Source organism: Burkholderia sp. LMU1-1-1.1, from assembly GCF_040675865.1.
Taxonomy (GTDB): Bacteria; Pseudomonadota; Gammaproteobacteria; order Burkholderiales; family Burkholderiaceae_D; genus Rugamonas.
This window is the reverse complement of the sequence record NZ_JBEGHG010000012.1, coordinates 124,859-145,815: the sequence shown is the minus strand read 5'-3', so window position 1 is coordinate 145,815 and position 20,957 is coordinate 124,859. Positions and strand designations below refer to the sequence as shown.

Below are 20,957 nucleotides of genomic sequence, written 5' to 3'. Positions count from 1 at the left end.
AACGCCGTAATCCGCCATCTTTGAGCCGCCGACGGCACATGCATGGCGGATTACGCTTCGCTAATCCGCCCTACGTGGTTCCGAGGTGGATTTGCGTTGTGGTGCAAGGATGAATTAAGACGGGACTGGTTCGGCGCGGACCACGTCCAGCCATTCGAGCAGCGGTATCGTGGCCGGCAGCAGCGGTTCGACGCCGACCGTACCCTGCCACGCGAAGGCCTGGCCTTCGAGGCTTTGCGGCTCGCCTTCCCAGTCCCGGCTGATGTAGAAATGCAGCCGCACGTGCGCGTGCGGGTACACGTATTCGACACCACACCATTCCTCGGCGCTGTTGATCGTCAGCCCCAGCTCCTCGACAAACTCGCGCTTGAGCGCTTGCAGTATCGTTTCGCCGGGATCGACTTTGCCGCCCGGGAATTCCCAGTAGCCGTCGTACGGTTTGCCGGCCGGACGCTGGCCCAGCAGCACGTCGCCGTTCGGCTTCATCAGGATGCCGACGGCGACGTCGACCGGTTTGATCTTCGCTTCGCCGCCGCTCATGCCTGGCCGCCCTGCGGCAGCTTGCCGGCGTAGTCCTTGGCGAACTGCCACGCCACCCGTCCCGAACGCGAGCCGCGCTGCAACGCCCAGCGCAAGGCGTCGCCGCGCGCCGCTTCGATCTGCGCCTCGGTGCAGCCCAGCGACGACAGCCAGTGGCCGACGATCGCCAGATAATCATCCTGCTTGAACGGGTAGAACGACAGCCACAGGCCGAAGCGCTCCGACAGCGAGATCTTTTCCTCCACCGTTTCGCCGGGATGCAGGTCCCCGTCCTCGTCGTGCGTATAGCTGGTGTTGTCCGACATCCGCTCCGGCATCAGGTGGCGGCGGTTGGAGGTGGCGTAGATCAGCACATTGTCCGACTGCGCCGAGATGCTGCCATCGAGCGCCACCTTCAGCGCCTTGTAGCCGCTCTCGCCCTCTTCGAACGACAGGTCGTCGCAGAAGATGATGAAGCGCTCCGGCCGCCCGGCGACGATGTCGACGATGTCCGGCAGCTCGGCCAGGTCGGCCTTGTCGACTTCGATCAGGCGCAGGCCGTCCTTGCCGAACTGGTTCAGGCAGGCCTTAATCAGCGACGATTTGCCGGTGCCGCGCGCGCCAGTGAGCAGCACGTTGTTGGCCGGCCGGCCCTGCACGAACTGCCGCGTGTTCTGCTCGATCTGCTCTTTCTGCGGGCCGATATGCTGCAGGTCGTCCAGCGCGATCGGCGACACGTGCGCCACCGCTTGCAGGTAGCTGGCGCCACCGCCGCTGCGCTTGCGCCACCGGAAGGCGAAGCCCAGCTTCCAGTCGGGTTCACGCGGCGCCTGCGGCAGCACCGCCTCCACGCGCGCCAGCAGGGCCTCGGCGCGCACCAGGAATTGTTCGAGGGGCGTCGCCATCTTAGGAACGGTAATCGGCGTTGATGCTCACGTAGTCGTGCGAGAGGTCGCAGGTGTAGACGGTGGCCGCCGCCGCGCCGCGCGCCAGTTTGACACGCACGGTGATCTCGCTCTGCTTCATCACGCGCTGGCCGTCTTCTTCCTTGTAGTCCGGATTGCGGCCGCCGTTCTTGGCGACCCAGACATCGTCCAGGTACAGATTCAGTTTGCCGACGTCCAGATCCACGCCGGCGTAGCCGATGGCGGCCAGGATGCGGCCCAAGTTAGGGTCGGAGGCGAAGAACGCGGTCTTGACCAGCGGCGAGTGGCCGATCGAGTAGGCGATCTTGCGGCACTCTTCGACGCTCTCGCCCTCTTCCACCGTGATGGTGATGAATTTGGTCGCGCCTTCGCCATCGCGCACAATGGCCTGCGCCAGGAACAGCGACAGTTCGGTGACGGCGGCCGCCAGTTCGGTGTACTCCGGCGAGTCGACCGAGTTCACTTCCAGGGTGCCGGCGCCGGTGGCGATCAGCATGAAGGAGTCGTTGGTCGAGGTATCGCCGTCGATGGTGATGCAGTTGAAGCTCTTGTCGGCGACCTGCTTGACCAGCACGTCGAGCACCGGCTGCGCGACCTTGGCGTCGAGCGCCAGGTAGCCCAGCATGGTGGCCATGTTCGGCTTGATCATGCCTGCGCCCTTGCTGATGCCGCTCATGGTGACCGTGTGGCCGCCGATGGTGACCGTGCGCGAGCCGGCCTTCGGCTGGGTGTCGGTGGTCATGATGGCTTCGGCCGCGTTGTACCAGTTGTCGGCCTTCAGGCCGGCGATCGCCTGCGGCAGGCCGGCGATCACTTTCGCGGCCGGCAGCGGTTCGAGGATCACGCCGGTGGAAAACGGCAGGATCTGCGACGCCTCGCAGCCCAGTTGCGCCGCCAGTGCGGCGCAGGTCTCGTTGGCCAGCGACAGACCCAGCTCGCCGGTGCCGGCGTTGGCGTTGCCGGTGTTGATCAGCAGCGCGGCGATCGGCTTGCCGCTTTCCTTGGCGGCGGCCAGGTGGGCCTTGGCGATCTGCACCGGCGCGGCGCAGAAGCGGTTGAGCGTGAACACGCCCGCCACGGTGGCCGTCGGCGCGACCTTCAACACCAGCACGTCCTTGCGATTCGGCTTCTTGATGCCGGCTTCGGCGAAGCCGATTTCGACGCCGGCGACAGGCTTGAGGGCGGAGGCGAGGGGCAGAGGGGAATTGACGGCCATATAAGTGATCTCGTGGGTGGAAGGTTGGGAACTGGGAGCCGCTATTGTAATACCTGACGGGCAAAACGTCGCATGCCCGTCGCGCCATTCCATGCCGGGCCCGGCATCGCAAGCATTAGTAACTATTGGTCACGCAGTTCAAGGTGGTGGGATCACTGGTGAAATTGATAAATATGCGTAAAAAGTATCTTGACGATGCATGCAACCCCATGAATCCACGGGGACTTTCGCACAAAAACCACATCTTTTTAGCACGACCGTACATTTTATTGCTTTCGATTTCATGCATTTGGGAAATTAGTTTAACGTGAGCAACGAATGCCCCATCCCCGCATTGTCATACACAAACTGCACCATCCCTCGACCAAGACCAAGGATTTTGATTACATGAAAAAGCAACTTTTAGTAGCGGCAGTCCTGTCCGCCCTGACCGCCACCGCCGCCACGCAGGCGCGGGCCGGCGTGCTCGACGACGGCAACCTGACCATCAGCGGTTTCGGCACGCTGGGCGTCGCCAAGAGCAACACCGACGACGCGCAATTCGTCCGCTACAACCAGGCCGAAGGTGTCGGCGACAAGGCCCGCATCGGACTCGATACCAACCTCGGTCTGCAAGCGACCTACAAGATGAACGACTGGCTGTCCGGCACCGTGCAGGTACTGACCCGCAAAACCACCAGCGACAGCTACTCCACCGACCTGACCTGGGGCTTCCTGAAAGCGCGCGTCAACGATGAAGTGAGCGTGCGCGTGGGCCGCATCGTCATGCCGATCTTCCTGATCTCCGACTACCAGAACGTCGGCTACGCCAACACCATGATGCGTCCACCGATCGAGATGTACGGCCAGGAGCCGATGGAAAACGCCGACGGCGCCGACATCAACTACCAGCGCGCCTTCGGCGACTTCAACTTCACCGGCCAGGCCTTCGTCGGCCGCAGCCGCGGCAAGCTGTTCGTGCCGACCGGCGCCGGCTCGGTGGCCAACTACCGCGCTCCAGCCGCCGGCATCAGCCTTGGCGGCGAATATGGTCCGTTCACGGTGCGCATCGGCCACGCCCGCGCCGATTTGAAGATCAAGGATCTGGCGCCGATCAACAGCCTGGGCGCCACCCTGCGCCAGGTCGGCTTCGCGCAACTCGCCAGCGACATCAATCTGACCGACGGCAAGAAGATCGCCTTCACCTCGCTCGGCGCGACCATGGACTGGAACAACATCCTGGTGCAGACCGAGTACGCGCAGCGCAGCGCCAAGGATCCGGTCTACATCCCGGACACCAACGCCTGGTACTTCATGACCGGCTATCGCCTCGGCAAATTCCTGCCGTACTACTCGCACGCGGCCACCAAGGACGCCGGCAGCTCGGTGAACCTGCCCGCCAACTTCCCGCGCGCGGGCTTGTTGTCGTCGACCGTCCGCAGCACGCTGACATCGGCCGAACAGACCTCCGATTTGATCGGCGTGCGCTGGGACTTCGCCAAATCGCTGGCGCTCAAGGTGCAGGTGGACCGCGTCAAGCCCAAGACCAAATCGGGCATGCTGATCTTCGCGCCGGCCGCCGGCTACCGCAACAGCGTCACCGTCGTCGGCGCCTCGCTCGACTTCGTATTCTGATTGGAGAGCGCATATGAAAAAAATCGTTATCTCGCTCGCGCTGTCCGCGTTGGCCATGGCCTCCTTCGCCCTGTCGGCATCGGCCGAAACCGTCGTCATCGTCAGCCAGAAGAATCCGGCCACGCGCATGTTCTCGGAACAGGCGTCGCAATTCTTCCTCGGTAAATCGACGCTGTTCACGCCGATCGACCAGGCCGAGGGTTCGCCGATCCGCGCCGACTTCTATCGCAAGGTCGCCGACAAGGACGCCGCGCAGGTCAAGGCGTTGTGGTCCAAGCTGGTGTTCACCGGCAAAGGCACGCCACCGAAGGAATACGCCGGCAACGCCGAAGTAAAAAAAGCGGTTGCCGCCGATCCCAAGGCGATCGGTTATATTGACAAGTCGGCGGTGGACGATACCGTCAAGGTGATTCTGACGCTGCCTTAACCCTCAACCGTCATGCCGGGGCGGCGGACCGCCGCCCCGGCATGACGACACGACCATTGTGAGCAGACCATTGTGAGCCTATCGCTGCGCGCCAAATTCCTCTTGCTCAGTGCCGTGATCCAGGCGCTGGTGGTCGGCGTGCTGATATGGAATAGCATCCGGCTGATGAACCACGCGGTCGGCACCAACGCCGAACGGGTCGCGCAGGAATATGCGATCACGCTCAACCTCTCCCTCAGTCCCTATGCCACGCGTGGCCGCCTGCCGGAGCTGAGCGGCTATCTGGCCGAAATGCTGGCCGACCCCGACGACAGCCTGCTGCGCTATCTGCTGGTGCTGGACGAAAACGAACAACCGATCATCGAAGTGGGCAAGCGCCACGAGCCGCTGCCCGCGATCCTCAAACAAGGTGGCGGCACCAGCTTCAAGGGCGTCCACACCATCATCGACGGCGCGACCCTGCATGCGCGCTCGCCGCTGCTGCTGCAGGATAACCGCATCGGCAGCATCAACTTCGGCCTCACCACGGAAGATCTGAAACACGCGCGGGACAAGGTCATGCTGCAGGGCGGCGTGATCTCGCTGGCCGGCCTGGCCTTCGGACTGCTGCTGTTCTACGCCTTCACCCACGGCATCGGACGCCGCCTGCACGCCCTGATGGGACAGTCAGCGCAAATGGAACTGGGCGACTACAGCAAGGCGCTGGCGGTCGACGGCGACGACGAAATCGCCGCATTCGCCCGCGCGCTCAACACCATGAGCGCCGCGCTGCGCGAACGCATCGCGCAGCTGGAGCACTCGGAGCTGCGCCTGTCCGAGGCCAAGCGCGATCTGAAGGACCTCAACGTCTCGCTGGAGAGCCGCGTCACCGAGCGCTCGGCCGCGCTGGAACGCGCCAACGCCGATTTGAGCGCCGCCTTGTCCACCTTGCAGCGCACGCAGGTCGAGCTGCTGGCATCGGAGAAAATGGCTTCGCTCGGATCGCTGGTGGCGGGCATCGCGCACGAACTCAATACGCCGATCGGCAACAGCCTGCTGGCATCGACCTCGCTGCGCGACCGCGTCGAGGATTTCGAACGCCACGTCGCCGCAGGCGCCCTGCGGCGCTCGGAATTGATCATGCATCTTGAGGAAGTGCGCATGGCCAGCCAACTGATATCGAACTCGCTGCACAAGGCGGCGGAGTTGATTTCGTCGTTCAAGCAGATCGCCGTCGACCAGACCAACGACCAGCGGCGCGAGTTCGACCTGCAGGAGGCGGTGCGCGACACCATCGCCACCTACACGCCGCGCCTGCGCCGCGCCGGTTGCGAGGTGGTGCTGGAGATACAGGAGGGATTGCGCTTCGATTCCTATCCGGGCGGGCTGTATCAGGTTTTGAATAATTTGATGAACAATGCGCTCAATCACGCGTTCGAGGGAGGCGGGAGCGGGACCGTCACCGTGCATGCGGAAGCGGCGGCGGATGGCATGGTGGCGCTGACCTTCAGCGACGACGGCGTCGGCATGACGGACGACGTGCTGCGGCGGGTATTCGATCCGTTCTTCACCACGCGCATGGGCCAGGGGGGGACGGGGTTGGGCATGCACATCGTGTACAACATCGTCAACGCGGTGCTGGGTGGGCGTATCAGCGTCTCGTCGGCGCCGGGCGCGGGAACATCGGTGCGGATGCTGTTACCGCGCTCCGCGCCGCAGCGGGACGCCGCCCGCTAAACACGCGTCGTTCTGAAACACGTAGGGCGGATTAGGCGGAACGCCGTAATCCGCCATGCATGCGCCGCCGACGGCGCGTATATGGCGGATTACGCTGCGCTAATCCGCCCTACGTGTCTCCGCGCGATTCATGCGTCGGCATCCAAGCGATTCATGCGCCAATGTCCATACGATTCATGCTCCAGTATCCACAGCCGCATAAAAAAACCGGAGCTAGCTCCGGTTTTTTGTCTTACGCCAGCTTGCCGTGGCAGGCCTTGTACTTCTTGCCGCTGCCGCATGGGCATGGATCGTTGCGTCCGACCTTCAAGCCCAGCTCCATCAGCTGCTCGCCGCTCAGGCCTTGCAGCTCCGGCGGCAGGCCGCCCAGATTGGACGCCGCCTGTGGCGCCAACAGTTCTTCCGGCGCCGCGTTCGGATTGAAGTCCGCGTGCTGGTAGCTGACGTTCTCCACGTGCGATTGCTGCATCGCCGCTTCGGCCGCGTCGATCTCTTCGCGCGACTGGATCCGTACCGTCATGATCAACTTGACCACTTCGTTCTTGATCATTTCGAGCATCTGGCCGAACAGTTCAAACGCTTCGCGCTTGTATTCCTGCTTCGGATTCTTCTGCGCGTAACCGCGCAGGTGGATACCCTGGCGCAGGTGGTCCAGCGCGGCCAGGTGCTCGCGCCAGTGGCTGTCGACGCTTTGCAGCATGACGTTGCGCTCGAAGCCGCCGAACGATTCCTTGCCGACGATATCGATCTTAGCCTGGTACACCGCATCCGCCGCGGCCAACACGCGTTCCAGAATGTCTTCGTCGTTCAGGTTCTGCTCGGACTCCAGCATCGCCGTCAGCGGCACGTCGATCTGCCATTCCGACGCCAAAGCCGCTTCCAGGCCCTTGACGTTCCACTGCTCCTCGACCGATTCGGCCGGCACGTATTCGCGTACCAGGTCGGTGAAGGCGCCATGGCGCAGCGATTCGATCAGCTCCGAGATGTCGGTGGTTTCCAGCAGCTCGTTACGTTGCTGGTAGATGACTTTACGCTGGTCGTTGGCGACGTCGTCGTATTCGAGCAGTTGCTTACGAATGTCGAAGTTGCGCGCCTCGACCTTGCGCTGCGCCGATTCGATCGAGCGCGAGACGATGCCCGCTTCAATCGGTTCGCCTTCCGGCATCTTTAGACGGTCCATGATGGCGCGCACGCGGTCACCCGCGAAGATGCGCAGCAGCTGGTCGTCGAGCGACAGGAAGAAGCGCGACATGCCCGGGTCGCCCTGGCGCGCGGCGCGGCCGCGCAGCTGGTTGTCGACGCGGCGCGATTCGTGGCGCTCGGTGCCGACGATATGCAGACCGCCGGCGGCGACCACCTGCTCGTGCAAGGCTTGCCAGCCGTCGCGCATCGCCTTGGCCTGCGCGGCCTTGTCGGCGTCGCTCAGGTTCGGGTTCGCCTCGATGAACTGGATCTGCTTCTCGACGTTACCACCCAGGACGATGTCGGTACCGCGACCGGCCATGTTGGTGGCGATGGTGATCGCTTTCGGGCTACCCGCCTGCGCGATGATTTCCGCTTCGCGGGCGTGCTGCTTGGCGTTCAGGACGTTGTGCGGCAGGCCGCCCTTGGTCAGGATGCCCGACAACAGCTCCGAGTTTTCGATCGAGGTGGTACCGACCAGCACCGGTTGGCCGCGGTCGTAGCATTCGCGGATCTCCAGCATCATGGCGTTGTACTTCTCGGCCGCCGATTTGTAGACCTGGTCCTGGCGGTCCTTGCGCTGCGAAGGACGGTTCGGCGGAATGACGACGGTTTCGAGGCCGTAGATTTCCTGGAACTCGTACGCTTCGGTGTCGGCGGTACCGGTCATGCCGGCCAGCTTGGCGTACATGCGGAAGTAGTTCTGGAAGGTGATCGAGGCCAGCGTCTGGTTCTCGTTCTGGATCTTGACGCCCTCTTTCGCCTCGACCGCCTGGTGCAGGCCGTCGGACCAGCGGCGCCCCGTCATCAGGCGGCCGGTGAATTCATCGACGATGACGACTTCATTGTTCTGCACCACGTAGTGCTGATCCTTGAAGTACAGCGCGTGCGCGCGCAGCGCCGCGTACAGGTGGTGCACCAGGGTGATGTTGGCCGAGTCGTACAGCGAGGCGCCTTCCGGCAGCAGACCCATTTTGGTCAGGATCGCTTCGGCTTTTTCGTGGCCGGCTTCGGTCAGCAGCACCGAGTGGGCTTTTTCGTCCTTGACGTAGTCGCCCGGGACTTCGACCTTGCCCTTGCCGTCCGACGTCTCTTCGCCGATCTGCTGCGTGAGCAGCGGCGGCAGCTCGTTGATCTTGTGGTACAGGTCCGTATGGTTCTCGGCCTGGCCGGAGATGATCAGCGGGGTGCGGGCTTCGTCGATCAGGATCGAGTCGACTTCATCGACGATGCCGAAGTTGAGCGCGCGCTGGACGCGGTCGCTGGCCTCGAACACCATGTTGTCGCGCAGGTAGTCGAAACCGAATTCGTTGTTGGTGCCATAGGTGATGTCCGACGCGTAGGCAGCCTGCTTGGTGGAGTGCTCCATCTGCGACAGGTTGATGCCGGTGGTCAGACCGAGCCAGGCGTACAGCTTGCCCATGGTCTCGGCGTCGCGCTGGGCCAGATAGTCGTTGACGGTGACGATGTGCACGCCCTTGCCCGACAGCGCGTTCAGGTAGGCCGGCAGGGTCGCGGTCAGGGTCTTGCCCTCGCCCGTGCCCATTTCGGCGATCTTGCCGAAGTGCAGAACCATACCGCCAAGCAATTGAACGTCGAAATGGCGCATCTTGAAGACGCGCTTGCTCGCTTCGCGGCAGACGGCGAACGCCTCGGGCAACAGCGCGTCGAGCGTCTCGCCGTTGGCGATGCGCGCCTTGAAGGCGGGCGTCTTCGCTTGCAGCTCGGCATCCGACAGTTTTTCCATCGCCGGCTCGAGCGCATTGATCTCGCGTACCGTTTTTTGGTATTGCTTGAGCAGACGCTGGTTGCGGCTGCCGAAAATCTGGGTCAGTAATGACATGCTTGAATTCTTGAAAAAACGCCGTTAAAAAAAGCTCTGTAGGTGAAAAACGCCTTACCGCACGGAGTTCGACTATGGCAAAAGACGGTGATTTTATCATGCGTCCGTGCCAAGGTTGGGTTATTGGCCTATATAACAATACCCCAAGCGTAAACAATGTCACTAAATCAACCTAATTTATCGGTGGGCGACGCACGCAAGGCCGTCGGCCAAGCGGGCTGATGACGGGAATCCGGCGCCGTGATATGGTTCGCCGCATGCGATTCAATTCCTCCAATCTATCGATCAACCGCCGCACCCCGGTCGGCGCGACCGACTTCCTGCGCCGCGACGACAAATTGGCGGCCATGATGCCGGCCATCGAGCGCATGGCGGCGCTGCAAAAAGATTGTGCGATCGCCTTGCCGGCGATGTTCAAGTACTGCGAAATCCTGGCTTTCGACGACGGCCAGCTGACCTTGTCGCTGCCGAACGCCTCCCTCGCGGCTAAGCTGAAGCAGCAAATCCCCAAGCTGCAGGAGACCCTGGCGCGGCGCGGCTGGCAGGTGCACGGCGTCAAGCTGCGGGTGCAGATGACCAAGCCGGCCGAGATCAAGGAGCAGATGCGGGCGCTGTCGCTGCCGGAAGCGGCCGTGACGGCCTTCGACGCGCTGGGCGACACGCTGGAGGACACGCCGCAAAACGCCACGCTGATCGCGGCGCTAAAGGCCATGGTGGCACGGCGCCGCCCGGCTTAAACCCGCACTGCGGTATGTCTGGGGTCGTACCCCGTACGGGGTACGACCCCGTCGTTCAGGGTTCAATCAAGGTTAAGTTAGCGCCCACTCCCGCGCCATCTGGCGCAGATACGACGGCGGCGCCGATTCATTGGTCTCGAACGAGACGATTTCATACGCATCCGGGTGCTTGAGCAACTCCAGCAACAGCTGGTTGTTCAGTGCGTGGCCGGATTTGTGCGCCTCATAACTGGCGAGCAGCGGATGCCCGACCAGATACAAATCGCCGATCGCGTCCAGAATCTTATGGCGCACAAACTCGTCGTCATAGCGCAGGCCGTCCGAATTGAGGATGCGGTACTCGTCCATCACGATGGCGTTCTCGAGCGAACCGCCGCGCGCCAGACCGATGCCGCGCAACATCTCCACATCCTGCATGAAGCCGAAGGTGCGGGCACGCGCCACGTCGTGCACATAGGAGACATCGCCGAAGTCGACATTGGCGCGCTGCTGCGTGCCGTCGACCGCCGGATGGTTGAATTCGATGAAGAAGTCCAGCTTGAAGCCGTTGTGCGGGGTCAGGCGCGCCCATTTTTCCTTGTCGCCCTTGCCTTCGCGCACTTCCACCGGTTTCAGCACGCGGATGAATTTCTTCGCGGCCGGCTGCTCGAGCACGCCGGCTTGCTGCAGCAGAAACACGAACGACGATGCCGAGCCGTCCATGATCGGGATTTCCTCGGCGCTGACCTCGATGTACAGGTTGTCGATGCCGAGACCGGCGCAGGCCGACATCAGGTGCTCGACGGTCGAGACCCGGGCGCCGTCCTTGACCAGCACCGACGCCATGCGGGTGTCGCCGACGGCCATGGCGCTGGCGGGGAATTCGACGACGGGCGACAGGTCGACCCGGCGGAAAACGATGCCCGTATCGGGCTCGGCCGGGCGCAGGGTCAGCTCGACCTTGGTGCCGGAGTGCAGGCCGACACCCGTGGTGCGGACCAGTTCTTTGATGGTGCGTTGTTTTAACATGGTCCGATTATAGCGAAGTTGAGATCGCCGCGCTGCGGCCGGCATTTCCCAGGATCAAGGATGCTCGGCCTCGACATGCACCGCCTCGCGCCGCACCAGGTAAATGCCGCTGGCGATGATGATGCCGGCGCCCAGCAAGGTATAGCCGTCGGGCAGCGTCTGCCACAGCAGCCAGTCGATCGCCACGCCCCAGGCCAGCGCCGAGTACTCGAACGGCGCCACCACCGACGCCTTGCCGGTGCTGAAGGCCTTGGTGATGGCAAGCTGACCGAAGAAGCCCGACAACGCCAGCGCCAGCAGCACCCAACCGTCCTCGGCGCGCACCGGCACCCAGTTGCGCCACGACAGCGCCACCGCGCCGGCCGCCATCATGGTCAGCAGCCAAAACATCATCGACTCGGTGCTATCGGTGCGCGCCAGCACGCGGGCGGCGATGGCGGACATCGCATAACAGGCTGCCGCGCCCAGCACGGCCAGGCCGCCGATGGTCAGGAAGCCGGTGCCTTCCGGACGCAGCACGACGAGCACGCCGACCAGGCCGACGACGATGGCGACCCATTGGCCCGGGCCGACCTTCTCCTTCAACACGAACACCGACAGCGCGGTGATCAGCGACGGCGCGATGAAGAAAATCGAATACGCCTCCGCCAGCGACAGCGACTTCAGGCCGAAGGCGAAGGTGGTCAGCATGGCGATGCCAAGCACGGCGCGGAAAATCTGCATCGACCAGCGGACCTCGAAGATGCCACGGAAGGCGCCGCGATAAATGATGTAGCCGCACAGCAGCGGCAGCGAGCTCAGCGCCCGCAACGCCGTCACCTGCATGGCGGGATAGTGGGCGGACAGCAGCTTCATGGCCGTGTCCATGAACGAGAACATGGCTACGGCGATCAGCATCGCGTAGATGCTGTGCAGGTTTTCTTTACGGGAGATGGTGGAAACGGAAGACAGAGGAAGCTCCTTGCTACGGGCCGGCATCGGGCCACTGGGAACGTCATCATGGCGACGTCCGGAGCCAGGATCGCGGCGGCGCGGGATAGACATCGGCGCCGTGATCGGCTGTGATTATAGCAAGTTGATAATTTCCCTGCAGCAGGTGACGTCGGCAACCCGGGCGGTCTACGGCATGGCCGGCCGCAAGACTCGGCAAAAAATTTTCATCGGCTTGTCGATGTCGCACGCTTTCATTCGTCGTCCCCATGAAATACCCTTTATTCATCCACTTTTCGACATGGGGACGTCATGAACAAACAGATCATCTTCAACCTCGCGGTCAAGGACCTCGACAAGTCCAAGGCCTTCTTTTCCGCGCTGGGCTTCAGCTTCAATCCAGAGTTCAGCAGCGAGGACGCGGCCTTCATGGTCATCGTGGACGACAGCATTTATGCCATGCTGATGACCGAAGCCTTCTTCCAGTCCCTGATCGACAAGCCGCTCGCGCAGGCCAGGGAAGCCAATGAAGTCATCATCTGCCTGAGCTGCGAGAGCCGCGACGAGCTGGACCGCCTGATCGCCAAAGCGGTCGCCGCCGGCGGGCGCACCCCGCATCCGCCCGAGGATCACGGCTTCATGTACGACCAGGGCTTCGAGGATCTCGACGGCCACCTGTGGAACCTGGTGTGGACGGCGCCCAACACCTGAGGTGTTTTGCCGCACTCCTCCCCGGATTTTTCCGAAAAAACGCCAGCGCCGCCGCCTACAATCACGCGGCGCGCAAGGTGACATGCGCGCCCCCTCATCCGTCATAAGCTGGACTGACTCAGAGGGGGCGATGATGGCCATCGAAACGATCGACGAAGCGCTGGTGGGTTGCCCACCGGCGTCAAGGTCTTCAACTGGATCGCCACGATGTGGCGCGGCGCCATGACGTTCGAGGCGCCGATGCTGTTCGCGGTGGGCTTCCTGTGGGTGTTCACGATAGGCGGCTTCTCCGGCCTGATCCTGACGGTCGCGCCGATCGACATCCAGGTGCACGACACGTATTACGTCGTCGCCCACTTCCACTACGTGCTGGTGGCCGGCTCGCTGTTCGCGCTGTTCGCCGGCTACTACTGGGTGCCGAAGTGGACCGGGCACATGGTCGACGAATGGCGCGCAGCCTTCCACTTCTGGAATTCACTGGTCTGGGTCAACGTCACCTTCTTCCCGATGCACTTCCTCGGGCTGGCCGGCATGCCGCGCCGCTACGCCGACTACTCGACCCAGTTCACCGACTACAACCAGGTGGCCACGGTGGGCGCCTTGCTGTTCGGGCTGACACAGGTATACTTCCTGTTCGCCATCGTGCTGCCGACCCTCCGCGGCGGCAAGCCGGCCCCGGCCAAGCCGTGGGAAGGCACCGAAGGCCTGGAATGGACGGTGCCGAGTCCGGCGCCGTTCCACACCTTCGAAAAACCGCCGCAGGTGGTTTGAATGGGAGCGAGCGATGCCGCGTGATGTGCCCTCCGAACGACGCAGTTGGCTGTTGCAGCGGCGCGGCGTGCTGAACCAGCGCCAGATCGGGCTGCTGTTCGCCACCGTGTGCGCGCCAACCCTGCTAGTGGCCGCGACATTTCTATGGTGGGGTTACTGGCATATGCTGGCATACGCGGCGCTGGAACTGGGCGCGCTGGCCGCGTGCCTGCGCTATCATGCGCGCCACGCCGGCGACTACGACCGCATCGAGATCTCCGAGGCCGCCATCTTCATCGAACAGCGCCGCGCGCGGCGTTGCCGGCGCCATCTGCTCAAACCGTGGAGCACGCGATTGCTGCCGCCGAGGCGGGATAGCGATCCGATCCGATTGCAGGCGGAGGGGTTGTCGGCGCCGGTACCGCTGGGTGGTTTTCTCACGCCACATCAAAAGCGCCTGGTCGCCATGGAGCTGGGGCGCTACCTGCCGCATTAGCTCCAGGGTCAGGTCCACCATTTCTACACGATCTCGACATAGCGCCCGTTTTTATCCATGACATCGCGGTGCCGGCAGCGGCTCATGCATGGCCGATTACGGCGTTCCGCCTAATCCGCCCTACGTGGATCCTTGCTTTTCGCATTGCCCGGGCCCCAATCCGGTTCAAACCGGCAACAGCATCACCAGCTTCAGATCGTGGCGCTTGGCCAGATGCAGCGTTACTTGGCTGAAGCTGAGTTCGCGGCCTTCAAGCGACTTGAAACGTCGCAACCCGCCCTCCCTTCCCACCACATCCTGCAGGCGCCACAGCTGGCGGAACTCGGCGCTGTCGCGCGCCACGTCGGCGATCAATTCCCGCACCGCCGGCTGCTCGGCGTGCTTGCCGATGTCGGCGCGGAACTCGGCCACCAGCCGCCGCGCACGCTCGGGCCAATCGACGATCAACCCGCGCGCCGCCGCCGACTGGAACATGAAGCGCAGCAGATTCGGCGACGGTCCATCGAGCCAACCGGCGAACAACCGCGCCGCCGCGCCGTTCCACGCCACCGCGTCCCAGCGCAGGTCGAGAATATAGGCCGGCGCATCCACCGCCGCCACGATCGCGTCGAGCGCCACGTCGAGCGGGACGCCGTCGGCCTCGCCCTGCGGGTCGAGCCGCTCGGCCAGGCTGAACAAATAGCCGCGCTCGGCCGCGCTCAACTGCAGCACCTCGGCCAACCGGGCCAGCATCTTGCCCGACGCCGACACCGGCCTGCCCTGCTCCAGCCATGTCAGCCATGTCGGGCTGACCCCGCACAGCTGGGCCAGCTCCTCGCGCCTGAGCCCCGGCGTGCGGCGCCGTCCCCCGCCCGGCAGCCCGACGCTGGCCGGCGTGGTGCGCTCCCGATGCGCGCGGATGAAATCGCCTAGCTTGTTTTGCATGGTGGTTTTTATACCAGGATAAGTACTTGTCTTGTTACAGGATACAAACCCGCCTATTCTGCCCTGACCCGCCCATTTCAGGAGAAATAAAATGCAACAGCAAGCCGTCGTCGCCCAGCAATTCGGCCCCACCGCCAGCGCCTACCTGAGCAGCGCCGTCCACGCCCAGGGCGCCGACCTGGCCGCGCTGCGCGAACTGGCCGCCGGCCTGGGAAAACCGCTGGTGCTCGATCTTGGATGCGGCGCCGGCCACGCCAGCTTCGCCGTCGCCCCGGTCGCGCGATCGGTCACCGCGTTCGACCTGTCGTCTGAAATGCTGGCCGTGGTGGCCGGCGCGGCGCACCAGCGCGGGCTGCACAACATCGTCACCGAGCAAGGCAACGTCGCCAGCCTGCCGTTCGCCGACGCCTCGTTCTGCATGGTCGTCACGCGCTTCTCGGCGCACCACTGGTTCGACGTGCCGGCGGCGCTGCGCGAGGTCAAACGCGTGCTCAAGCCCGGCGGCCTGCTGGTCGTCATCGACATCACCGCGCCGGAGGTGCCGCTGCACGACACCACCTTGCAGGCGGTCGAACTGCTGCGCGACGGCTCGCACGTGCGCGACTACCGCCCGTCCGAATGGACCGCGATGCTGCAGGCGGCAGGCTTCCAGCCGGAGCGCGCCGGCGACTGGAAGCTGCAAATGGTATTCGACGAGTGGACCGCGCGCATGCGGACGCCGGCCGAGCGGGTGGCGGCGATCCGCAGCCTGTTCGCCAGCGCGCCGGAGGAAACGCGGACCTACTTCGACGTCCAGGACGACGGCTCGTTCACGATAGACTCGACGCTGTTCAAAGCCACCCATAACGCCGGCGGCATCGACTAAACCGGCGGACGAAAAAAAAGGCGCCGTCTCCGGCGCCTTCTTTACCGCATAAGGCCGGCTTACGCCTGGCCCAGCAGGGTCTCGGCGTTCGACACTTCGAACTTGCCGCCTTGTTCCACGTTCAGTTGCTTGACAACGCCGTCTTCGACCAGCATCGAATAACGCTGCGAGCGCGTGCCCATGCCGTGCTTGCTGAAGTCGGCGTCCAGGCCCAGCGCCTTGCTGTAGGCGGCGTTGCCGTCAGCCATCATGCGGACGATGCCGGTGGCCTTCTGGTCGCGGCCCCATGCGCCCATGACGAACGCGTCGTTGACCGAGATGCACCAGATTTCATCGACGCCCTTGGCCTTCAGGTCGGCGGCGTGCTTGACGTAGCCTGGCACGTGCTGTGCCGAGCAGGTCGGGGTGTAGGCGCCTGGCAGGCCGAAAATCGCGATTTTCTTGCCCTTTACCAAGTCTTGCACATTGAACGTATTCGGGCCGAGCGAGCAGCCTTCGGTTTCGGTTTCGACGAATTCGGACAGGGTGCCTTCCGGCAGGGTATCGCCAATCTTGATGGTCATGTGTGACTCCTTTTGTTGGGGTAGTGAACGTGGAAAAGCCGCGACAAGCGCGGCTCTTCCCGGCATAGAACGCACAGTATGCCTGAACCCCGGCCATCCTGCACGATCGTGCGGGATGGCCCCGGTTGACTCCCGGTGAGCCCTGATCGACTCTTAGTCGGCCTGCTTGCGCAGGAAGGCTGGAATGTCGTAGGTCTCCATGCCGTTCTTCTCCATCGCGCGCACCTGCTCGGAGGCCGACTCGCGACGCCATACCGCCGGCGCCTTCATGCCGTCGAAGGCCGGGGCGCCACCGCCGCCCATGCCGCCGGTCGCACCCATCGACACGCCGGCCGACGCCGCGCCGCCCAGGGCGCCCGAAGGCATCATCGGGCTGTTGTGGGTACCGGTGCGCAGCAACTGCTGCGGCACCAGCTGCACGTGCTTCTTGTTCTTGCCCAGGCCAGTGGCCACCACGGTGACGCGGATCTCGTCGCCCATCGTGTCGTCGTAGGCGATACCCTGAGCGATCGAAGCGTCCGGCGCCGCGAAGGCGCGCACCGCCGCCATGACTTCCTTGATCTCCTTACCCTTCAGGCCACGGCTTGCGGTCACGTTGACCAGCACACCGCGCGCGCCCGACAGATCGACGCCGTCCAGCAGCGGCGAAGCCACCGCCTGTTCGGCCGCGATACGCGCGCGGTCGATGCCCGACGCGGTCGCGGTGCCCATCATGGCCTTGCCCTGCTCGCCCATGATGGTCTTGACGTCGTTGAAGTCGACGTTGATGTGGCCCGGAACGTTGATGATCTCGGCGATACCGGCGACGGCGTTGTTCAGCACATCGTCGGCGTGCTGCAGCCACTCGATCAGCGATTCGTCTTCGTAGATCTCTTCGAGCTTCTCGTTCAGGATCACGATCAGCGAGTCGACGTGTTCCGACAGCTGCTCCAGGCCTTCGTCGGCGATGTCCATGCACTTCTGGCCTTCGTGCGAGAACGGCTTCGATACCACCGCCACGGTCAGCGCGCCGAGCGACTTGGCCACTTCGGCCACGATCGGCGCGGCGCCGGTGCCGGTGCCGCCGCCCATGCCTGCGGCGATGAATACCATGTGCGCGCCGCGCAGCGCGTCCTCGATGCGCGAACGCGATTCCTCGGCCAGCTTGCGGCCGACGTCGGGCTTCATACCCGCACCCAGGCCGGTCTCGCCGATCTGGATGACGTTGTGTGCGCGCGAGGTCGACAGCGCCTGCGCGTCGGTGTTAGCGGCGATGAACTCCACGCCGGACATGCCTTTAACGATCATGTGTTGAACTGCATTGCCACCTGCTCCGCCGACTCCGACGACCTTGATGACGGTGCCCAAAGCTGCGTTATCGACCATATCAAACTCCATGATGTGCTCCCTATCAGAATGCGGTTTTCAAGCGCCAGTCCTCATATTGGTAGAAGAACTGGGGATTGAAAACTGCGGTTTCAATTTAAAAAAAAGTTTGGTGAAAAACCACCCGTGTTTTTACTCGTGCTGCTTTAGAAATTACCTAAGAACCATTCCTTCATGCGCTGCCATACCGCCTTCACCGACCCATCCTGCCGCGTGACGATGTGACCACGCAGGTACTGCTTTTTCGCTTCCAACAACAGGCCAAGCACGGTCGCGTAGCGCGGGCTGCGCACCACGTCGGCCAACTGGCCACGATAGTCCGGCGTGCCAAGGCGCGCCGGCTTGAGGAAGATGTCTTCCGCCATTTCGACCATGCCCGGCATGATCGCCGTGCCGCCGGTCAGTACGATGCCCGACGAGAGCACGCCCTCGTAGCCGGATTCGCGCACCACCTGGTGCACCATCGCGAACAGCTCCTCGACGCGCGGCTCGATCACCGCCGCCAGCGCCTGGCGCGAGAGGTTGCGCGGACCACGGTCGCCCAGTCCCGGCACCTCCAGGCTCTCGCCCGGATCGGCCAGCACCTGCTTGGCCACGCCGTAGCGGATCTTGATCTCTTCGGCTTCCGAGGTCGGCGTGCGCAGCGCCATCGCGATGTCGTTGGTGATCTGGTCGCCGGCGATCGGGATCACGGCGGTGTGGCGGATCGCGCCGTCGGAGAACACCGCCACGTCGGTGGTGCCGCCGCCGATATCGATCAGCACAACACCCAGCTCTTTTTCGTCGGGAGTGAGCACCGCGTCGGCCGAGGCCATGGGCTGCAGGATCAGGTCCGACACTTCCAGTCCGCAGCGGCGCACGCACTTGACAATGTTCTGCACCGCCGACACGGCGCCGGTGACGATATGGACTTTCACTTCAAGGCGGATGCCGCTCATGCCGATCGGTTCGCGCACATCTTCCTGGCTGTCGACGATGAACTCCTGCGGCACCGTATGCAGCAGCTGCTGGTCTGTCGGGATGTTAACCGCCTTTGCCGTTTCGATGACGCGCGCCACGTCGGTCGCCGTCACTTCCTTTTCCTTGATCGCCACCATGCCGCTCGAATTGAAGCTGCGGATATGGCTGCCCGCGATGCCCGCATAGACATTGCGGATCTTGCAGTCGGCCATCAGCTCCGCTTCTTCCAGCGCGCGCTGGATCGATTCGACGGTCGCTTCGATGTTGACCACCACGCCCTTCTTCAGGCCTTTCGATTCGTGCTGACCCAGCCCGATCACCTCGTGGCGTCCATCGCCCATCACCTCGGCCACCACGGCCACCACTTTCGAGGTGCCGATGTCGAGACCGACGATCAGGTTTTTAGCGTCTTTTGTCATGTCTGTTGCTACCTAGTGTTGGGGTTTAACGCTTATCGTTTTTTTTGCTGCCGCTTTTGGCTTGGCGCCCTCTTTCGGGATCTTCAATCCCGCCGCGCTCAGGGCCAGGCCGTTCTGGTACCGCATATCTATCGTCTCTATATCGGGCAAGTGCTCCACCAGTTGCGGATAAATCCCCGTCAGCCGGTCCACCCTTTCCTTCAACGTGGTGCTGGTCTGCTCGCGCCCCAGCGCCACGCTCATGCCGTTATTCAGCCGCACCGTCCACGCGTAGCGGCTCGACAGCGACAGCGCCTCGGGCACCAGCTTGAGCGGCGCGAACCAGCCGCGCAGCTCCGCGTAACGCGACAGCACTTCCTTCTCGCTGCCATCGGGCCCGTCGAACGCCGGCAGCTCGTGGTCCTCTTCCGCCTCGGCCAAATTGGCGGTGAACACATCGCCCTTGACCGACAGCAGCCGGCCGTCCTCGCCCCACGTGCCCAGTGCCTCATGCTCCTCCAGCGCCACGATCAACTGGTCCGGCCACTCGCGGCGCACCGTCGCGCGGCGCACCCAGGGCACCGACTCGAACGCCTGGCGCACCGCGTCCAGGTTGGTCGTGAAGAAGTTGCCCTTGATGCGGCCCAGCGCGTTGTTCCGCAGGGTCAGGTGGTTCACGTGCTGTAACTCGTCATGCCCGATGCTCTCGATACGTATCGTGCGCAGGTTGAACGCCGGGCGCTGCGCCACCCACCACACGCCGGCGGCGATGCATGCCAACAGCACCAGGGCGAATATGCCGTTGGCGGTCGCATTCAAGGCTTTAGCGTCTTGCCACATCTGATACTTATCCCTTCATCTTCAAACGGGCCGTGCGCAAAATCTCCACGCACAGGTCTTCATAGCTGATGCCCGTCGCGCGCGCCGCCATCGGCACCAGCGAGTGCGTCGTCATGCCGGGCGAGGTGTTCACCTCCAGCAGGAACGGCTTCTGATCGCGTTCGCGCAGCAGCACGTCGACCCGCCCCCAGCCCTCGCAGCCGAGCGCGCGGTACGCTTCGACGGCGATGCGCTGCATCTCGGCGGTCAGCGCCTCCGGCAGCACCGCCGGGCAAACGTATTTGACGTCGTCGGTGAAGTACTTGTTCTGGTAGTCGTAATTGCCGGCCGGCGCGATGATCTCGACGATCGGCAGCGGCCGCGCGTCGGCGCCGCCGCCCAGCATCGCGACCGTGAACTCGCGGCCGGTGACGAATTCCTCCGCCAGCACCGAGTCGTCCAGCGCGGCGGCGATATCGTAGGCGGCCTTGAATTCCCCGGCCGCGTTGACCTTGGTGATGCCGATGGTCGAGCCCTCGTGGGGCGGCTTGACGATCAGCGGCAGGCCCAGATCCGCCGTGATCTGGGCCAGATCCGAACTCGCATTCAGCACTGCGTAGTTCGGCGTCGGCAGGCCGGCGGCCAGCCAAACGATTTTGGTGGTGATCTTGTCCATGCCCACCGAGCTGGCCATCACGCCGCTGCCAGTGTACGGAATGCCCAGCAATTCCAGAGCGCCCTGCAGGCTGCCGTCTTCGCCGTAACGGCCATGCAGCGCGATGAACACGCGGTCGAATTTTTCCGCCGCCAGTTCGGCCAGCGAGCGTTCCGCCGTGTCGAAAGGATGGGCGTCGACGCCCTTGCTTTGCAACGCGGCCAGCACGCCGGTGCCGGACATCAGGGACACTTCGCGCTCGGCCGAGCGGCCGCCGAGCAGCACGCCGACTTTGCCGAAAGTTTTTACATCGATAGGAGTTAGCTGGTTCAC

At 63.7% G+C, this 20,957-nt stretch carries 19 protein-coding genes and 1 pseudogene; 8 read left to right on the top strand and 12 right to left on the bottom strand.

Going from position 1 to position 20,957, the window contains the following annotated elements; translation table 11 throughout:
- Positions 1-114 precede the first annotated feature (114 nt).
- The 3 genes from mutT to argJ are packed head-to-tail and all read right to left on the bottom strand — an operon-like array spanning position 115 to position 2,661.
- Positions 115-540 (bottom strand): 8-oxo-dGTP diphosphatase MutT, encoded by a 426-nt coding sequence (gene mutT, locus MRBLMU1_RS12520; protein WP_363501751.1) that lies wholly within the window; start codon positions 538-540, stop codon positions 115-117.
- The gene (locus MRBLMU1_RS12515) at positions 537-1,424 is read right to left on the bottom strand and encodes an ATP-binding protein (protein ID WP_209724800.1); all 888 of its coding nucleotides are present in this window, start codon (positions 1,422-1,424) and stop codon (positions 537-539) included. Before MRBLMU1_RS12515 ends, mutT begins: the two co-directional genes overlap by 4 nt.
- 1 nt (position 1,425) lies before the next feature.
- The gene (gene argJ, locus MRBLMU1_RS12510) at positions 1,426-2,661 is read right to left on the bottom strand and encodes a bifunctional glutamate N-acetyltransferase/amino-acid acetyltransferase ArgJ (RefSeq protein ID WP_363501749.1); all 1,236 of its coding nucleotides are present in this window, start codon (positions 2,659-2,661) and stop codon (positions 1,426-1,428) included.
- A gap of 387 nt (positions 2,662-3,048) precedes the next feature.
- Here argJ and MRBLMU1_RS12505 point away from each other — a divergent pair, with 387 nt between their 5' ends.
- From MRBLMU1_RS12505 to MRBLMU1_RS12495, 3 genes are all read left to right on the top strand, one after another.
- Positions 3,049-4,275 carry a porin gene (locus tag MRBLMU1_RS12505; RefSeq protein ID WP_363501747.1) on the top strand — a complete coding sequence of 409 codons (1,227 nt, stop codon included), beginning with the start codon at positions 3,049-3,051 and terminating at the stop codon, positions 4,273-4,275.
- Between the two features lie 13 nt (positions 4,276-4,288).
- Complete coding sequence (locus tag MRBLMU1_RS12500; protein WP_363501745.1) at positions 4,289-4,702, top strand: hypothetical protein; 414 nt, start codon at positions 4,289-4,291, stop codon at positions 4,700-4,702.
- Positions 4,703-4,774: 72 nt separating this feature from the next.
- Positions 4,775-6,418 (top strand): sensor histidine kinase, encoded by a 1,644-nt coding sequence (locus MRBLMU1_RS12495; RefSeq protein WP_363501743.1) that lies wholly within the window; start codon positions 4,775-4,777, stop codon positions 6,416-6,418.
- A 232-nt stretch (positions 6,419-6,650) separates the two neighbouring features.
- Here MRBLMU1_RS12495 and secA read toward each other — a convergent pair whose 3' ends face one another.
- A complete protein-coding gene (gene secA, locus MRBLMU1_RS12490) occupies positions 6,651-9,443 on the bottom strand; it encodes a preprotein translocase subunit SecA (RefSeq protein WP_363501741.1) in 2,793 nt (930 codons plus the stop codon).
- Positions 9,444-9,700: 257 nt separating this feature from the next.
- Between secA and MRBLMU1_RS12485 the strand changes: the two genes are divergently transcribed.
- Positions 9,701-10,180 (top strand): hypothetical protein, encoded by a 480-nt coding sequence (locus tag MRBLMU1_RS12485; RefSeq protein WP_363501739.1) that lies wholly within the window; start codon positions 9,701-9,703, stop codon positions 10,178-10,180.
- Positions 10,181-10,252: 72 nt separating this feature from the next.
- On the opposite strand, the gene lpxC is transcribed toward MRBLMU1_RS12485, so the two are convergent.
- Together lpxC and MRBLMU1_RS12475 are read right to left on the bottom strand one after the other, a co-directional pair.
- Positions 10,253-11,188 carry a UDP-3-O-acyl-N-acetylglucosamine deacetylase gene (gene lpxC / locus MRBLMU1_RS12480; RefSeq protein ID WP_363501737.1) on the bottom strand — a complete coding sequence of 312 codons (936 nt, stop codon included), beginning with the start codon at positions 11,186-11,188 and terminating at the stop codon, positions 10,253-10,255.
- Positions 11,189-11,242: 54 nt separating this feature from the next.
- Positions 11,243-12,085, bottom strand: a complete 843-nt coding sequence (locus MRBLMU1_RS12475; RefSeq protein ID WP_363501735.1) for a DMT family transporter — start codon at positions 12,083-12,085, stop codon at positions 11,243-11,245.
- Between the two features lie 345 nt (positions 12,086-12,430).
- On the opposite strand from MRBLMU1_RS12475, the gene MRBLMU1_RS12470 reads away from it, so the two are divergent.
- From MRBLMU1_RS12470 to MRBLMU1_RS12460, 3 genes and pseudogenes are all read left to right on the top strand, one after another.
- Positions 12,431-12,829, top strand: coding sequence for a VOC family protein (locus MRBLMU1_RS12470; protein WP_363501733.1), 399 nt, complete (start codon positions 12,431-12,433; stop codon positions 12,827-12,829).
- 168 nt (positions 12,830-12,997) lie between these two features.
- A pseudogene (locus tag MRBLMU1_RS12465) lies at positions 12,998-13,600 on the top strand (cbb3-type cytochrome c oxidase subunit I); the annotation flags it as partial.
- A gap of 13 nt (positions 13,601-13,613) precedes the next feature.
- The gene (locus MRBLMU1_RS12460; RefSeq protein WP_363501731.1) at positions 13,614-14,075 is read left to right on the top strand and encodes a DUF2244 domain-containing protein; all 462 of its coding nucleotides are present in this window, start codon (positions 13,614-13,616) and stop codon (positions 14,073-14,075) included.
- Between the two features lie 165 nt (positions 14,076-14,240).
- Here MRBLMU1_RS12460 and MRBLMU1_RS12455 read toward each other — a convergent pair whose 3' ends face one another.
- Positions 14,241-14,999: a helix-turn-helix transcriptional regulator gene (locus MRBLMU1_RS12455; protein WP_363501729.1), complete on the bottom strand. Its 759-nt coding sequence runs from the start codon at positions 14,997-14,999 to the stop codon at positions 14,241-14,243.
- Positions 15,000-15,090: 91 nt separating this feature from the next.
- Here MRBLMU1_RS12455 and MRBLMU1_RS12450 point away from each other — a divergent pair, with 91 nt between their 5' ends.
- Positions 15,091-15,864 carry a class I SAM-dependent methyltransferase gene (locus tag MRBLMU1_RS12450; RefSeq protein ID WP_363501727.1) on the top strand — a complete coding sequence of 258 codons (774 nt, stop codon included), beginning with the start codon at positions 15,091-15,093 and terminating at the stop codon, positions 15,862-15,864.
- Positions 15,865-15,923: 59 nt separating this feature from the next.
- On the opposite strand, the gene MRBLMU1_RS12445 is transcribed toward MRBLMU1_RS12450, so the two are convergent.
- The 5 genes from MRBLMU1_RS12445 to MRBLMU1_RS12425 form a co-directional block, all read right to left on the bottom strand.
- A complete protein-coding gene (locus tag MRBLMU1_RS12445; protein ID WP_363501725.1) occupies positions 15,924-16,427 on the bottom strand; it encodes a peroxiredoxin in 504 nt (167 codons plus the stop codon).
- 153 nt (positions 16,428-16,580) lie between these two features.
- A complete protein-coding gene (gene ftsZ / locus MRBLMU1_RS12440) occupies positions 16,581-17,804 on the bottom strand; it encodes a cell division protein FtsZ (protein WP_363501723.1) in 1,224 nt (407 codons plus the stop codon).
- 134 nt (positions 17,805-17,938) lie between these two features.
- On the bottom strand, positions 17,939-19,171 hold the full coding sequence (gene ftsA / locus MRBLMU1_RS12435) for a cell division protein FtsA (protein ID WP_209724832.1): 1,233 nt from the start codon (positions 19,169-19,171) through the stop codon (positions 17,939-17,941).
- A 12-nt stretch (positions 19,172-19,183) separates the two neighbouring features.
- Positions 19,184-19,990 (bottom strand): cell division protein FtsQ/DivIB, encoded by an 807-nt coding sequence (locus MRBLMU1_RS12430; RefSeq protein WP_363501720.1) that lies wholly within the window; start codon positions 19,988-19,990, stop codon positions 19,184-19,186.
- Positions 19,991-19,997: 7 nt separating this feature from the next.
- Positions 19,998-20,957, bottom strand: a complete 960-nt coding sequence (locus tag MRBLMU1_RS12425; RefSeq protein WP_363501718.1) for a D-alanine--D-alanine ligase — start codon at positions 20,955-20,957, stop codon at positions 19,998-20,000.

What these genes read in the sequence shown, in the direction of transcription:
- mutT (WP_363501751.1), bottom strand. Translation starts at nt 540, where the DNA reads ATGAGCGGCGGCGAAGCGAAGATCAAACCGGTCGACGTCGCCGTCGGC.
- MRBLMU1_RS12515 (WP_209724800.1), bottom strand. Translation starts at nt 1,424, where the DNA reads ATGGCGACGCCCCTCGAACAATTCCTGGTGCGCGCCGAGGCCCTGCTG.
- argJ (WP_363501749.1), bottom strand. Translation starts at nt 2,661, where the DNA reads ATGGCCGTCAATTCCCCTCTGCCCCTCGCCTCCGCCCTCAAGCCTGTC.
- MRBLMU1_RS12505 (WP_363501747.1), top strand. Translation starts at nt 3,049, where the DNA reads ATGAAAAAGCAACTTTTAGTAGCGGCAGTCCTGTCCGCCCTGACCGCC.
- MRBLMU1_RS12500 (WP_363501745.1), top strand. Translation starts at nt 4,289, where the DNA reads ATGAAAAAAATCGTTATCTCGCTCGCGCTGTCCGCGTTGGCCATGGCC.
- secA (WP_363501741.1), bottom strand. Translation starts at nt 9,443, where the DNA reads ATGTCATTACTGACCCAGATTTTCGGCAGCCGCAACCAGCGTCTGCTC.
- MRBLMU1_RS12485 (WP_363501739.1), top strand. Translation starts at nt 9,701, where the DNA reads ATGCGATTCAATTCCTCCAATCTATCGATCAACCGCCGCACCCCGGTC.
- lpxC (WP_363501737.1), bottom strand. Translation starts at nt 11,188, where the DNA reads ATGTTAAAACAACGCACCATCAAAGAACTGGTCCGCACCACGGGTGTC.
- MRBLMU1_RS12475 (WP_363501735.1), bottom strand. Translation starts at nt 12,085, where the DNA reads ATGCTGATCGCCGTAGCCATGTTCTCGTTCATGGACACGGCCATGAAG.
- MRBLMU1_RS12470 (WP_363501733.1), top strand. Translation starts at nt 12,431, where the DNA reads ATGAACAAACAGATCATCTTCAACCTCGCGGTCAAGGACCTCGACAAG.
- MRBLMU1_RS12460 (WP_363501731.1), top strand. Translation starts at nt 13,614, where the DNA reads ATGCCGCGTGATGTGCCCTCCGAACGACGCAGTTGGCTGTTGCAGCGG.
- MRBLMU1_RS12455 (WP_363501729.1), bottom strand. Translation starts at nt 14,999, where the DNA reads ATGCAAAACAAGCTAGGCGATTTCATCCGCGCGCATCGGGAGCGCACC.
- MRBLMU1_RS12450 (WP_363501727.1), top strand. Translation starts at nt 15,091, where the DNA reads ATGCAACAGCAAGCCGTCGTCGCCCAGCAATTCGGCCCCACCGCCAGC.
- MRBLMU1_RS12445 (WP_363501725.1), bottom strand. Translation starts at nt 16,427, where the DNA reads ATGACCATCAAGATTGGCGATACCCTGCCGGAAGGCACCCTGTCCGAA.
- ftsZ (WP_363501723.1), bottom strand. Translation starts at nt 17,804, where the DNA reads ATGGAGTTTGATATGGTCGATAACGCAGCTTTGGGCACCGTCATCAAG.
- ftsA (WP_209724832.1), bottom strand. Translation starts at nt 19,171, where the DNA reads ATGACAAAAGACGCTAAAAACCTGATCGTCGGTCTCGACATCGGCACC.
- MRBLMU1_RS12430 (WP_363501720.1), bottom strand. Translation starts at nt 19,990, where the DNA reads ATGTGGCAAGACGCTAAAGCCTTGAATGCGACCGCCAACGGCATATTC.